The following is a 13,563-nucleotide window of genomic DNA, read 5'->3' on the forward strand; positions in this document are numbered from 1 at the left end:
ATCAAAGAAGCAGATCCTGATGGAGTAGGATCTGCTTCTTTGGTTTGTTTAAATATAATCCATAAGGTCAGGCAAGCTTGAATCGGTTAACCAGTTGATCAAGCGCATCTGACATTTCGTTTAACTGCTTGGAGGTGTCCGTCATTTCCTGCAGGGAAGCAAGTTGTTCTTCCGTCATGGCCGATACCTCTTCCGTGGCTGATGCGGTGTCCTCAACTACGGCGGAAACTTCGTTAATGGAATTCATTACCGTTTCACTGCCGGTTGTCAATTGTTCCACAACCGTGGATATGTCCTGAAACTCATCGCTGAGATCATGAATGTGCTGGGTAATATTTGTGAAGGCATACCCTGCATCTTTAATCGTCCGTAATCCTTCGTTGACATGGAGTGTACTCTCGTCTACAACATGGGCCGTGTTTTGAACTCCGGTTACAACAGTTTCCAATATGTTTGTAATTTCCTTCGCTGACGTGGCACTTTGATCTGCGAGATTGCGAATTTCTGAGGCGACAACGGCAAATCCACGTCCATGTTCCCCCGCACGAGCGGCTTCAATTCCAGCATTGAGTGCAAGCAGGTTGGTTTGCCTTGCAATCCCTGACATGGAATCAGCAATGCTGATCACTTGATCAGACATTTTGGAAATTTCGTTAATGGCTTCCTGCACAGACAGGAAGGATTGCTCAATGAACGTTATTTTCCCAACAGCATTATCGATACGCTGTTGTCCGTCAACGGCGATGGATTCAGTACGTACAGCACGTTCAGCCACGTCGGCTGTTGAAGCGGCGACCCGATTAAGCCCCATGAGCGATTGTTCCATCGCAGCGACCATGGTTTGAGTGAGGGCAACCTGTTCATCAGCACCTTCAGCGACACGCTCCATGGCCGTGGCGACCTCTTTTCCTGCGATGTGATTGTCAGACACGCCTTTATCCAGTCGATCAGAGGCTGTGCTCAGAATGGTGGCATTGCTTTGAATGTCTAGCATCATTTGCTGCAATCCAAAGAGCATGGTGTTGGCAGCCTCAGCCAATTCCCGTGTTTCATCTTTCATCGGAGTGGCAATACGCAGGGTCAGATCACCATTGGAGGAGCCGATATCATTCAGTGCATGTGTTACTGTGCGAATGTTTCTTACAATGGAACGGGACAAGACTAAGGCAGCGATGACCGAGATTATGGCAACAAGGATTAGTGCACCGTACAACTCCCAATTCAGTACTTTGTTTTTCTGTTTCAGTGCTCCTGTACGTGCTTCGGTTAGCGCAAGTTCATTGGTTCGGAACGTATTCAGGGATTGCCGAATTTGGTCCATGTCTTTTTTACCGGGATCTGTCGTGAAGAATTGTCGGATGGAAGTCATATCATTGGCCTGGCGCAACATAACAACCGGTTCTCCCGCGATTTGAATCCAGTTTTCCATATAACTATGTATATCTTCAAGCAGCTTCAGCTGTGAGGGGTTGTCCGAGATTAATGTAGCCAGCTGCTCCTTGAGAACGGCCAGCTGTTCTTTTCCGTTTGTGTACGGGTCAAGATAATTTGCCTGCCCTGTGATTACGTAGCCCCGCTGGCCTGTTTCCATATCCACCATGCTCTTTTCAATTTCATATGTAAGAGCGTGTACCTTCATATCGTGATCTACGAGAAAATCCAATTCGCTTTGAAGCTTGCGGGTACTGTTCTGGATCAAAAGGATGCAGCCCGCCAATACAGCGAGTACGAGCAAATAGCCCAAACCAATCTTATAAAAAATTTTGAAGGTCCTGTGCTTTTTCATGTTTGTTATTCCTCTCCTTGGGGTATATGTATTTGTCGAAAAAACTTGAAGGATAGCTGTTATAGTTCTTTAGATTGGGTGTCTAAAGTACTATTTTTCAATATTATACTTAAACGCAGCATTTTTGTATATAGTTTGTTTAATTTAAGTATAATGTTTGCGGATATTGTATAACGTTGATGACACAGTTGTTTTACATTGCACGGTTTACACTGCCAAACGTTTATGTTTATCATGGAAGGGGAACGATTTCGAATACATATCCCAATCCGAAAGGAACATTGGACATGACAAGAAAGACGGTATTGCGTAAACCGGAAGCGATGATTTTTGATATGGATGGTACGTTATTTCAGACGGAAACCCTATTGTTGCCAGCCTATCATCAGCTGTTTGATACATTGCGGGCAGAAGGGCATTTTGAGGGAGAGACTCCTCCTGAAGAACGAATGCTTGGGAGCCTGGGGATGTTGCTAGAGGATATATGGAAAGTGGTTATGCCCGAAGCTTCCGTTGCGGCGCATCGTCGTGCAGATGAACTGCTGCTTCAGCTGGAGATTGAGGGACTCGATGGAGGAAGCTCTGTCCTGTACCCGCAAGTAAAAGAGACGCTTGAAGCATTAAAAGAACAAGGTGTGCGCTTATTTGTTGCCAGTAACGGGCTGGAGGACTATGTCAAAGGCGTGGCCTTTGCTCATGAGATCATGCCGCTCTTTGAAGGCGTATATAGTGCGGGCCAGTACAAGACCCCTTCCAAAGTTAATCTGGTTCAAATCCTGCTTGAGAAGCATCGAATTCAGGATGCATGGATGGTAGGGGACCGCTCTTCTGATGTGGAGGCAGGCAAAATGAACAACCAGACCGTCATCGGCTGTGCCTATGCAGGATTCGGTCGGGATGAAGAACTTGCAGGATCAGACGTACTGATCTCTGATTTTACCGAACTGCTTCGTTTGTATCGGGAAGCCGAGTAGAAAAATAGAAAAAACCGCCCCCTCCAAGTCCATTCGGGCGTTGGAGGGGGCGGTTTTTTTAATTCTAGGAGGATTCGCGGTTCACGACCAACGAAGCTAACGAGTCATAACCGGGATCTTCTGGTCCTTTTGAGTGTGGGAGATTTACCTTTTACGCGACGTTTGACTGGTTTGGTTACCTTCACGCCACGAGGGGGACGGCTTGCATTTGGATGGTTTTGGTACACCCACAAGGCGTACTCCAATGGTTGGGTGATCGCTTTGAGATAGGTGTCTTTCTCACCAATGCGGGCGAACACCTCACGTGCAGGTTTCGGATTTACTTCAAGCAGATAGATGTGTCCGCTCTTGTCAATCGCCAAATCCAGAGCCAATTCACACAAGTCGCCATAGGTGTTTTCCAGAAACGTGGCTACATCAATCCCGAATTTCTCGGCCGTTGCGTTAATTTCCGCTCGCTGCTTCTCATCCGTAATCCATTGTTTCATTAATTTCTGCATCGATATAGCCTGACCACCGCCATGAAGATTGGAGGTCACACTTTTCTCTGCACCCATCCGCCCAGCGCATCCCGTCAATTCCCACTGTCCTTCACCGTTCTTCTGAACCAGCATTCGATAATCATGAACACGGCCATTCGGAAGCTGGAGCTGGATTCCCTGTTGAACCAGGTATTTGTCCTTCATATTCCAGTTCTGAAGAAGTGAGCCCAGGCGTGACAGATGGACCTTGCGCGGGGTAATGATCCGACGCTTCTGGTCCCGTCCCTGCACAAGAACCGTATTGGCCTCGCTGCCGCCCCGCTCGATGCGGAGAATACCCCGTCCTCCCGTTCCATTAATGGGCTTCAGATAAATGAGGGAGGAGGCTTTCAGCAGTCGATTGACATCGGACATATCCTGGAACAGAAGGGTGTCTGGCAAGTGCTCGCGAAAGGCTGGCCTTGCGTAGAGTGTCTGATGAATGGTCCACTTGTTACGCAATGGACGGTTGAGAAAGAGCAAGTGACCATACTTTTGCCGAAAGGCAAGCAGTTGCTGAAATCTGCGATTACGCTGTATGCGGCAGCGGTCGAAGATGATATCCGGGAATGAACGCCATTCCCGGGACCAGCCTTTTTCCGAATGAAAGACCATTGCCTCAATCTGTTTGCCCCCTGAATGTACATCGGCAGGTGTGAACACATAAACATCGAGTCCCCGCTTGCGCCCTTCAAGGATCATTCTGCGGTATATGCTCCGTTCTTCCAGAGCGCGATGCTCATTTAAGTACAACGTCATAATGCCCAGAACAGGTGAGGACACAAACAATCACCTTCTTTAGCTGTTATTCCTGTTCATCATCGTTTGGACTGACGGGCAAGGTAGGCGCTGTACTGAAAAATACGTTCCAATGACCTCCGCCGAATCTGCGGTTCATCGAACTTCATCGGCTTTGCATTTGCTTCGAAAAACCAAAGCTCACCCATCTCGTCAATGCCGAGATCCATGGACATTTCACCAAGCGTATGCCCGGAGCCTCGTTCCACTTGTCTGGCGATCAACAATGAAGTGGACTTCACCCGCTTCATCAGTGTATTCGACATTTCTTCCCCAAAGAGATCGGTGAGCAGCTTCTCTGGGTCCTCCACAGTACCTCCGCGCGGCACATGGGTGGTTATGCTGCGAGAGCCAGCGAGCCGGGCTCCAATTCCCGTTATGCTCCACTGTCCTTTGCCGTTTTTCTGCACAAGTACCCGTAGATCGAAAGGACGCTTGCGGGATGATGCCAGCTCAATACCCTGTTGCATGATATAGGGCGTATGTCCAGTCTCCCTGCGAATTCTAGCCCATAATTTGGAAAGTGTAGCCGCTTTGTACGTGGTGCTTTTTCGGGTACTCTGTATTTTAAGCCGATAAGGAAGGCGTTCTTTTTCCTGGAATTTGAGCATCATGATCCCTTTGCCGGCCTTGCCACTTTCGGGTTTCAAATAGAGGTAGGGATGTGATCGCAGCACCGTACCCAGAGAGGAGGCTGTTCGCATCCGTCGAGTATAGGGAACCAGCTGCTGGGTAGATTTGGATTTCTTAAGCCATTCGAACAAATTCCATTTGTTGAAGAAAAACGGGTTATACAGCTCGATCCCTGAGAGCATGCATTCCTCAATTTTGCGCCGTACCGAGGGCTTTCGTTCGTCTTCCCGGTTGGGGATACGATTGTACAGCACATGGGGAAGAGGAAAGGACTGTGAAGTCCATTTTCCACTCCCATTGTTGTACGTGTATCCTCTTACAGTGGAGCCGCTCACGTTCAAATCTCGCACAGTCACGACATACACCACAAACCCCATATTTTCGCCCGTCTGCACAATATCCAGGAAATTTTGATGGTTTCCTCTGAACATGCGTTGGTCATCATGCATGGTCAGGACGGCAATGACGGGCTTGTAGTCATCCTGCAGGCTCATCAAATTCCGTCTCTCTTCCGGAATTTGCTCAAATACAGGCAGTGTTCTAAAATGTGCTCCACCGACGATTTTCCTTCCACCCGCAGAGAAGGATGGCGGAAAATGGAGCGCCCTGGTTTGGCGTTCGCTTCGAACATCCATACATGTTCCTCCTGATCAATGCCCAGATCAAAGCCAATCTCACCAATCAGATGCTGGTGCTGGGTTTCAATCGCCTGGGCCAGTGTAATAGCGACGGATTTGGCATGCTGAAGCACTTCTCCCGCTCGGTCGCCAAAGTTGCGGCTGAGCGCCTGCTCAGGGGTCATCAGGGAGCCGCCATTTTTGATATGCGTAGTTACGCTGCCGCGGCCAGCCTTCTTGGCGCCAATGCCGACGACCACCCAATTATTGTTTCCGTTTTTATGCATGTGAAAGCGGAAATCAATCGGACATTCGTCGATCTCAATGAGCCGGATACCCTGTTGAACGACATAACCGCGGAGCTGTTTGCCGTGTCTGCCCTGAAGCATGCGCATCAGGCTGTTGAAGGAACCGAAACGCAGCAGGGCGTTGCCGCCTTTTTTGCGATAACGGGCGAAATATCCACGTTTGGGCGAATAGGTCAGTCGATAGATCCCGTTGCCCAGACTTCCTGCTGTTGGTTTATAGTAGACAAACTGATGGCGTTCCAGCATTTCTTTCATCTGTTCTACCGTCGGATTGGTAATGGATTCTGGAATATAACGTCCGGCTGCCGGGTCGTTCTCCAGCAGCTTATAGATATCCGACTTGTTAAAGAAACTCCAGTTAAAGAAAGGAATCTTGCGCCGGACAAATCGCTCACGCAGCTGGTTGATTGCTGGTGAGAAGTCAGAGCGGCGGCTGGGTAACCGGTTATACACGACGTCTGGCAGAGGTACCGTTTTACGACTAAAGCTTCCGTTGTCGTTAAGGAAAAGACCGGATACCGTTTCATTCTGCCAGTTAATATCTCTTGGGGTGAACGCATAGATATAGGATTTACGGCTGCCTTCGCGGAGCAGTTGTTTGATAAAGCCGGTACGTGAACCAAACGGATTGGAGCCAGACGAAGGTCCGTCAGACAACACGCCGATCAGTGGACCCAACTGAACTTCATCGTTCTGCAGGTTGCGGAGGTAGATGCTGCCCCGTTTCGGAACGTTCATCAGGTTGCGTATGCCCGAAGCGAGGTAGATATGTTTGCCAGCCTTTTTGATCGGTTTGATGGTTGCGGGCACCCGGTCACGACCAAACCGCAGATGAATCGTTTTTTTGCCGGATAGATTTAGACTTTTCATTAATGCGTTGGATACATAAACCACTTTATCCGGCTGCTGTGTGAAATGCAGATTGCAAAAGGTCAAACTCATGATTTATCCTCCTATCCTGAAAAGATCCTTCGGCTCCATGGCAAGCGGGGCGCTGCGTGCCTCAACCGCCGTGAATCGGGATGGGTTTCAGGCCAGCTGTGCTGGATGTATTCGGCATTTTCATTGGACGCTTCACGTCCGTGAGAACATGTTGTTGCAGCAAATAACGGGCATAGGCAAGCGGCCGGGTGTAGGCCAGATTGTGCATACGTGTGTCACCGGCCTCTGCGAATGAGGAACGTCCCGGTCTCGAATTCACTTCGAGTAGCCAGAGGCGACCCTGAACATCTGCTCCGAAATCAAGACCCAGTTCGGCCAGTCTGCCAAAGCGGCTCTCCAACAGGGTGGGGATGCGGGCAGCGGCCTGCCTGATCGACTCCAGCAGAGTATCGGATTGATTGCTCCCATATCGTTCCAGCAGATAAGGATGCACAGGGTACGCCTTTCCCCCTCCATGCAAGTTGGAAGTGAGTGAGCCAGCCGGTCCTTCCCGTACCATACATCCGGTTAGAGACCAGCGTCCTTGCCCATTTTTTTGCACCAAGGCCCTAATGTCGAACGGTCGTCCGTAATGACTCAGTTCCAGATACGGCTGTAAGATCATCCTTTTACCGGCCTTGTATAAATCCAGCCAGGCAGAGACATCCTGGCGATGCTCAAATGTACGGTGAATCAATTCATTGCGAGTATTTCTTCCCTCCATGATCCAGGAGGTGTGATGCTCGTCGTGATAAAGGCGAAACGTATCTTTACCATGGGTACCCGATACAGGTTTGAAGAAAATACCTTTCGGCCAGCGTTCAAGCCACTGCTCCCATAAAGTATCCGACTGAAGCAGCGTCGTAGGCGCCAGAAGGGCGCGCAGTCTTGGATCAGCAGACAAGGCGCGGTGAACCTTCCATTTACCAGGCAAGGAAGCAGACCAGTAACGGACATGGTGTCCGTTGCTTGAGGAAACAAGTGCCTGGAGCTGCTGTTTGAATATTCCAGGGAGCGGGAGCAGACAGCGATTCATGATCAAATCTACTGCTGGGAGAGGCACGATGTTCCATTCGCCCCTGTCGAATGCATAGCCCTGTGTGAGCCTGGATACGCTGGGTTTATTCGATACGGCCAGCACAATGATATTCAGGCCAAAACGGTGACTATCCAAACTGAGACGACGGCAGAAGAGTTCATCCACGAAAGGAGGCGAGCCTTCTGTTGCCCGAACCAGGATGGCTACTGTGTTGGTCTGCTGTTGCAGGAACATTCCGCTACACCTCCTCTAATGGATGACTCTTCAGAATCCGGCCAGATAGGTGGAGTATTCCAGCATCGCTTTGACCGAAGGCCGTATTTTGCTCTCGCTAAGTGGCGTATTATCGTTCTTGGACGGTTTGGAATTCACTTCGAGTAGCCAGACTTTACCCGAAGTATCCAAAGCAAGGTCGATGCCGAGTTCACCAAAATGGGCAGGGATGGCACCCTCAATGCCTTTGGCGATATCCAGGGCCGCTGTATGCAATCCTGCATTAGCAGAAGCTTTGGCTGATCCGGACAATTGGGTTTTGGCTACAGCTTCCTTGACTGTGCTGAGGCTTCCACCCCGTGCCAGGTTGGATACATAGTGACTGCCGCCTGCAATACGTGCGACGATGGAAGTGACACTCCATTTGCCCGTACGGTTTTTTTGCACAAGCGCACGGAAATCTACGGGTCTGCCGCTGTTATCAATAAGGGTAAGACCCTGTTGAATCTGGTAACGCGTTGTTTTCATTTTCCCGGAAATACTGGCATACAGTTTATCCAGAGAAGTATACGTTTGTTTTCGGGTACCTCCAACGCCAGTGGCGAGGGTGAGAAAGCTGCCGTCATTTTGACGGGAGACCCGGATGATGCCTTTGCCAAGCGACCCGCGAACGGGCTTCAGAAAGACAACCGGATATCGGTTGCACATGGTTTTAAGGGTGGCTGAGGTTTTGAGCAAATGGGATTCGGGCAGCACCCTTTTCAATGTTGAAATGGACTTCAAGGCATCGAATACTTCATTTTTGTCCAGAAACTTTTCGTTGAAAGTTTGCGTGCCGTAGAGCGATTTTACTTCTTTCATAAAATGCTGTACGCTAGGTTTGTTCTCAAGCTTACGGGACGTCAGCCGGTTATTGACGACGTCTGCTATAGGCAGAACGGTCTTTTTCCAGCCGTCATCATACACCCAGCCTTTCATATAACCCGTTACCGCTCCAATATCCTCCGGTGTGAAAAAGGATACATAGGCGCCCTTCTTTCGGCAGGCGTTCACCAGTTCCTGACAGAACATCGTGATGGAGCCAAAGGGCCGATCGGGCTGATCAGGGTAATCCCGGCTAACCAATACACTGATGTAGGGTCCAAGGCGCAGCGTACGGCTGGCTGAACGATAGGATATCCTCAGGACCGAACGGGGAACAAGGCCGGTCTTGCTGGCTACCGTCTGATTGATGCGCAGACCGTCATACCTGGGAACAGGAATGACAGTGACTTCACGGCGGAAAGAGCCGAATTGCAGCTGAAGCGGTCGGCCAGAAGGGATTTTAAGCGCCTTAAGCACCCCTTCGCCCAGCATGATGACGTCGTCCTGCAGGATGCCCGAGCCGGTAACCTGAATCGTTACTTTTTTAGTGGACATCACGGATCTCCTTCCGGGCGGCAACTTGATGTCTGATCTCGAAGTTGAACGGCATCTAAACATGGCATGTGCTTCATCATATGAGGACATATAACCCTTGGTGATTGACCTATTTGGATTAAATGCATTTGATGCTCGGCAGGTAATGGATGGCATGTTTCCGCAACCTTTGTTTGACGGAAGTGAAATACGTGTATTAACACGGGTGAACGATGCGATGAGAATGTGAATGAATACGAATGAACAACAGAAGGACAACCCAATATGAGGAGGAATTATAGTGAACATTTATGACAAAGCCAATGATTTGGCCAAAGCACTGAGAGAAAGCAGCGAGGTAGAAGAAATTACTTCTGCGATGAAGCTGATTGAAGTAGACCCGGAAGCAAAGGCCATGCTGGATAACTTCCGTGATCAACAGATGGAATTGCAACAGCGTATGATGAGTGGGGATATGCCTGCTCCGGATGAGATGGAGAAAATGGAGAAGCTGTTTGAAGTACTAAGCCTGAACCTGAACATCCGTCGTCTGTTTGACGCTGAACGTCGCCTGAGTGTCATTATTGAAGACGTGAATAAAATTATTGCAGACAGTCTGGGTCATCTTTACGGTGGCGCTGAAGCCTAAGCCTAAACCGTGTCCCTTTTTTTTGCCTGAACCTTTCATATTAGCTCCTTATCGTTCATAGACTAGACATATAGAGTCGATCAAGAACGAAGGAGCTGTGAATGGTGAAAAGGTTGAAGAAAGCAAAACATGTGATCTATCTGCTTATCGCGTTGTCGATGCTGGTCATTGCGTTGCCGCGGATTTCCTTTGCTGGTGGAATGGATTGGGTTAATATTTTTGGCATCGTATGGGTGCTGTTCTCGTTATTAATCGTTGGTGCACATCTGCATTTTATTCTTGGTGTAGATGAAGAGAAGAAGCGTGCACTGGAAGCTGTTCGGCGGGCAAAGCTGCGGCAGTGGGAGATGAAATTGGTGGACAAGCAGGAGCAGAGCAAGTCTATATAAGCTTTGAATCACATGTGACATGGTGATAGAGATGGTTCTATCTGTTGAAGTAAGGCCGGATTCCCTTTTGTATGAAGGGGCCGGTCTTTTTTGTATACCTTTAATTTGATATTCCGATTATTGTGATCTATTTAGTGTGGTGCTTTAGGAGAAAGGCGCGAGGAGTGGGGTTATTTTCTTAAGGTCGTGTTATAATAGATACAGAATGGTACAGATGCATCTTCGGGGGTGGTACAGATGGACGGACAGGAAGAAAACGTGACGAAGCACGAGCAGCTGCTTCAACATATTGAACAACTGAAAGTAGGCAGTAAAATATCGGTGCGTGGACTGGCACGGGAGCTGGGCGTAAGCGAAGGAACGGCATATCGTGCGGTAAAAGAGGCAGAGAACTTCGGCCTGGTCGTGACCAAGGAACGAATTGGAACGGTGCGGATCGAGAAAAGACCTCGCGGCATGACCGAGCAGCTGACTTTTGCCGATGTGGTAACCATCGTCGAAGGTCATGTGTTGGGTGGAAGTGACGGTCTGGCCAAGCCGCTTCACAAGTATGTGATCGGAGCAATGAAAGAGCAGGCCATGGCCCGGTACATTGACGCGGGAAGTCTGCTGATTGTCGGGAACCGGGACAATGCACATTCCCTTGCCCTCGAACAGGGCGCAGGCGTGTTAATTACTGGGGGCTTTGGTACAAGCCGTGAAGTGAGAGTGATGGCTGATGAGTTGGGTCTGCCCATTATTTCCTCCAGACATGATACATTTACGGTGGCTTCAATGATTAACCGTGCGATCTTCGATCGACTGATTAAGAAAAAAATCATGCTGGTTGAGGACATTATTGGGCAGAAACCCCGCCTTCAGGTGCTTAAGGTAACCAGTTCAGCCGCGGATTTTCACCTGCTGGTTTCTGAGACGGGAGAACATCGCTTCCCGGTAGTAGATGAATGGAACCGGGTAATCGGCATTGTAAGCCTGAAAGATGTAAGCGAGCTAAGAGAGGATCAGAGTATTGAGAAATGTGTTGTACGCCGCCCGATCACAGCTTCGCTGCAAACCTCACTGGCTTCGGCAGCACAGATCATGACGTGGGAGGGCATTGACTTCCTGCCGATTGTGGATCGGAACCGTAAACTGATTGCATCCGTTACCCGTAAGGAAGTGCTGCAGGCGATGCGGGATGCACAGAAGCAGCCTCAGCTTGGAGAGACGTTTGATCATCTGATCTGGAACGGGTTCGCCGAGGAGCGCGGAGAGCAGAACGAATTGTTTTTCCACGGGTTCATCATTCCTCAGATGGCGACAGACCTCGGAACCATCTCGGAAGGTGTTCTGCTGAATGTGATGACACAGGCGGGACGGCGTGCAGCCTGGGACGTTACAGGAAACGACCATGTCGTGGATAATGTAACAACGTATTTTGTTCGCCCGGTACAGATTGAAGATCAAATTCTGGTTCGTCCTATTATTTTGGAGACGAGTCGTCGGACTTGTAAAATGGATATTGTGATCACCCGTGATGGGAATGTGGTATGCAAAGCAGTGATGACGCTGCAATCCATTGACCATGCCTAGTAAGGCGAATGATCCAGAGTTCGAAAAATATCATGAGTTCAGAAAAAAGAGAGTATCCCCCTGAACGAATCAGCGCACTGAATCCCGAAATGAATGTGGCTCAGGCTTGTTCGATCGATGAGGAATACTCTCTTTTTGATGCGACGACATCCCGCTAAATATATTTAGGCAGATTGTCCGGATGTCTTGCCAGTTCCATTGTCTGAACGATGCTGCATGCGGGCGTAGTAACTGCGGTTGCGTAACCCAGCGAATAGATTGTACGCCCCCATAATCAGAAATAGCGCTTCCACAACGACGGATAGCGTAGAACCGGTAAAGACAAACATCAGGATCAGGGCAAGAATAACGAGCATGCTGCCCATCCAGATGTTGGTCCATGAACGATAAAGACCTGTAGCGATGGGATCTGTGGTCCTGCGTGAACGAATGCTGTTCAGAGCTGAGCAGACCATAGCAAGGGCAAAGATGGCGATCAGGGCATATTTGAGTACATCGATGAACACAAAGACGCAGCTCCTTTTCTGGAAAGCATTTACTGCCCTTATTGTACCATGCAGGCAGAGGGCAAGGGCAGTTTTTTTCTGGAGCTGTCATCTGCTTTCTATGCAGGAACGTGCATCCGAATCTGAACCCAAACTTGCAGCACACCTTCCATCACCAGCATCGTTTTCACCTGAACGGTATACTCTTTTTCTCTGACCTCGTACACTTTTTGGTTCAGCATAATGCGTGTCATTTTGCTGTACTCGTCGATGTTGAAGACGTCGCGGCCCCGAAGAACTTCAAGTTCATCCCCCAGTTTCTGTAACATTACTTTCAGGGAGGCCTCGTCCGGTCCCTTGTCAGAATCTTCTGCGCGAACTTTGATTTCCTTAATGACGGTTTGGCGTTTACTATATTTTTTCAGCGTTTTAATATCCTCCTCATTCTGATGCAGCTGAAGCTGCAACTCCTGATTGTTGAGCCACAACTCGTTGTAACTCAGGTGAAATACACCGTTGTACACGACACAACCGGCGATCATTCCCAGAACAAAGACAGCAGTCATACGCATAAGTGGGCGGTAACGTTCAAAAGGAGGGATTCTCATGGGCGCTGTCCTGGAGTCATGTTAACCCCGTCCTCCACCGCAAACCCATTTCACCAGCTCAGTACCCATGTGGGCGCCCATAAATGCGGATATCAGGTACAGAATTTGTTTGACTGCCGGAGACAGATTGCCGTCCAGCACGTTGCTTTCGATAACCCGCATCGGATCGATTGTACCGCCGACGGCCGCTGCGAGCGCCCAAATTTTAATTTTCCCGGCGACATCAAGCATCGTCTGTGTTGGAGGCTGGAGAGAGACCACTGCTCCTATACCTCCAATCATCGCGCCGCCCAGCACGATCCCAAACGCAATGAAGAAATCAAGAATAGCTTTGGACAAAAATGTGCTCATCCGGCAACACCCCTTTCAGACCCAGCAGCACACCTCCTGTCTTCGGTCCGGAACAGGGGGAGCGGCTTGTACTTCTATTGTATGGGCGTGCCCCCGAACGTTATGATAAAATAGAATAATAAAACACTCTTCATTAGAATGAATTCTTATATTTCATTCATTTCATTTATAGCAACATTTTGCATCAATACAGAAATCGACTTTCGGTTTGAACCCGAAGGATGAAAAATACGGATAGAAGAAGATAGTACAGCAACCACCTGATGCAAGACGTTTGCTGCGACTGTCCATGGCGAAAGGA

At 49.1% G+C, this 13,563-nt stretch carries 14 protein-coding genes; 5 read left to right on the forward strand and 9 right to left on the reverse strand.

The window, feature by feature from the left end:
- Positions 1-67: 67 nt before the first annotated feature.
- Positions 68-1,786, reverse strand: coding sequence for a methyl-accepting chemotaxis protein (locus P5G61_RS06115; protein WP_301245475.1), 1,719 nt, complete (start codon positions 1,784-1,786; stop codon positions 68-70).
- Between the two features lie 287 nt (positions 1,787-2,073).
- On the opposite strand from P5G61_RS06115, the gene P5G61_RS06120 reads away from it, so the two are divergent.
- Positions 2,074-2,760, forward strand: coding sequence for an HAD hydrolase-like protein (locus tag P5G61_RS06120; RefSeq protein ID WP_301245477.1), 687 nt, complete (start codon positions 2,074-2,076; stop codon positions 2,758-2,760).
- 104 nt (positions 2,761-2,864) lie between these two features.
- Here P5G61_RS06120 and P5G61_RS06125 read toward each other — a convergent pair whose 3' ends face one another.
- The 5 genes from P5G61_RS06125 to P5G61_RS06145 form a co-directional block, all read right to left on the reverse strand.
- Entirely contained in the window at positions 2,865-4,064 is a 1,200-nt protein-coding gene (locus P5G61_RS06125; protein ID WP_301245479.1) for a YheC/YheD family endospore coat-associated protein, read from the reverse strand.
- 35 nt (positions 4,065-4,099) lie between these two features.
- Positions 4,100-5,206 (reverse strand): YheC/YheD family endospore coat-associated protein, encoded by a 1,107-nt coding sequence (locus P5G61_RS06130; RefSeq protein WP_301245481.1) that lies wholly within the window; start codon positions 5,204-5,206, stop codon positions 4,100-4,102.
- On the reverse strand, positions 5,206-6,579 hold the full coding sequence (locus P5G61_RS06135) for a YheC/YheD family endospore coat-associated protein (protein ID WP_301245483.1): 1,374 nt from the start codon (positions 6,577-6,579) through the stop codon (positions 5,206-5,208). The genes P5G61_RS06130 and P5G61_RS06135 overlap by 1 nt, the downstream gene beginning before the upstream one ends.
- A gap of 61 nt (positions 6,580-6,640) precedes the next feature.
- On the reverse strand, positions 6,641-7,831 hold the full coding sequence (locus P5G61_RS06140; protein ID WP_301245485.1) for a YheC/YheD family endospore coat-associated protein: 1,191 nt from the start codon (positions 7,829-7,831) through the stop codon (positions 6,641-6,643).
- A gap of 30 nt (positions 7,832-7,861) precedes the next feature.
- Positions 7,862-9,229, reverse strand: coding sequence for a YheC/YheD family endospore coat-associated protein (locus tag P5G61_RS06145; protein ID WP_301245487.1), 1,368 nt, complete (start codon positions 9,227-9,229; stop codon positions 7,862-7,864).
- Between the two features lie 280 nt (positions 9,230-9,509).
- Between P5G61_RS06145 and P5G61_RS06150 the strand changes: the two genes are divergently transcribed.
- From P5G61_RS06150 to P5G61_RS06165, 4 genes are all read left to right on the forward strand, one after another.
- The gene (locus tag P5G61_RS06150; protein WP_024629123.1) at positions 9,510-9,857 is read left to right on the forward strand and encodes a YlbF/YmcA family competence regulator; all 348 of its coding nucleotides are present in this window, start codon (positions 9,510-9,512) and stop codon (positions 9,855-9,857) included.
- 101 nt (positions 9,858-9,958) lie between these two features.
- On the forward strand, positions 9,959-10,246 hold the full coding sequence (locus P5G61_RS06155) for a hypothetical protein (protein WP_435874059.1): 288 nt from the start codon (positions 9,959-9,961) through the stop codon (positions 10,244-10,246).
- A gap of 237 nt (positions 10,247-10,483) precedes the next feature.
- Positions 10,484-11,818 carry a DRTGG domain-containing protein gene (locus tag P5G61_RS06160; RefSeq protein ID WP_301245491.1) on the forward strand — a complete coding sequence of 445 codons (1,335 nt, stop codon included), beginning with the start codon at positions 10,484-10,486 and terminating at the stop codon, positions 11,816-11,818.
- A 32-nt stretch (positions 11,819-11,850) separates the two neighbouring features.
- A complete protein-coding gene (locus tag P5G61_RS06165) occupies positions 11,851-11,976 on the forward strand; it encodes a hypothetical protein (protein ID WP_301245493.1) in 126 nt (41 codons plus the stop codon).
- 6 nt (positions 11,977-11,982) lie between these two features.
- On the opposite strand, the gene P5G61_RS06170 is transcribed toward P5G61_RS06165, so the two are convergent.
- The 3 genes from P5G61_RS06170 to P5G61_RS06180 form a co-directional block, all read right to left on the reverse strand.
- Positions 11,983-12,324, reverse strand: a complete 342-nt coding sequence (locus P5G61_RS06170; protein WP_301245494.1) for a YtpI family protein — start codon at positions 12,322-12,324, stop codon at positions 11,983-11,985.
- A 98-nt stretch (positions 12,325-12,422) separates the two neighbouring features.
- On the reverse strand, positions 12,423-12,911 hold the full coding sequence (locus P5G61_RS06175) for a sporulation membrane protein YtrI (protein WP_024629127.1): 489 nt from the start codon (positions 12,909-12,911) through the stop codon (positions 12,423-12,425).
- A 21-nt stretch (positions 12,912-12,932) separates the two neighbouring features.
- Positions 12,933-13,262 carry a YtrH family sporulation protein gene (locus P5G61_RS06180; RefSeq protein ID WP_024629128.1) on the reverse strand — a complete coding sequence of 110 codons (330 nt, stop codon included), beginning with the start codon at positions 13,260-13,262 and terminating at the stop codon, positions 12,933-12,935.
- Positions 13,263-13,563: the final 301 nt, after the last annotated feature.

It is taken from the genome of Paenibacillus vandeheii (assembly GCF_030433635.1).
Lineage (GTDB): Bacteria > Bacillota > Bacilli > Paenibacillales > Paenibacillaceae > Paenibacillus > Paenibacillus vandeheii.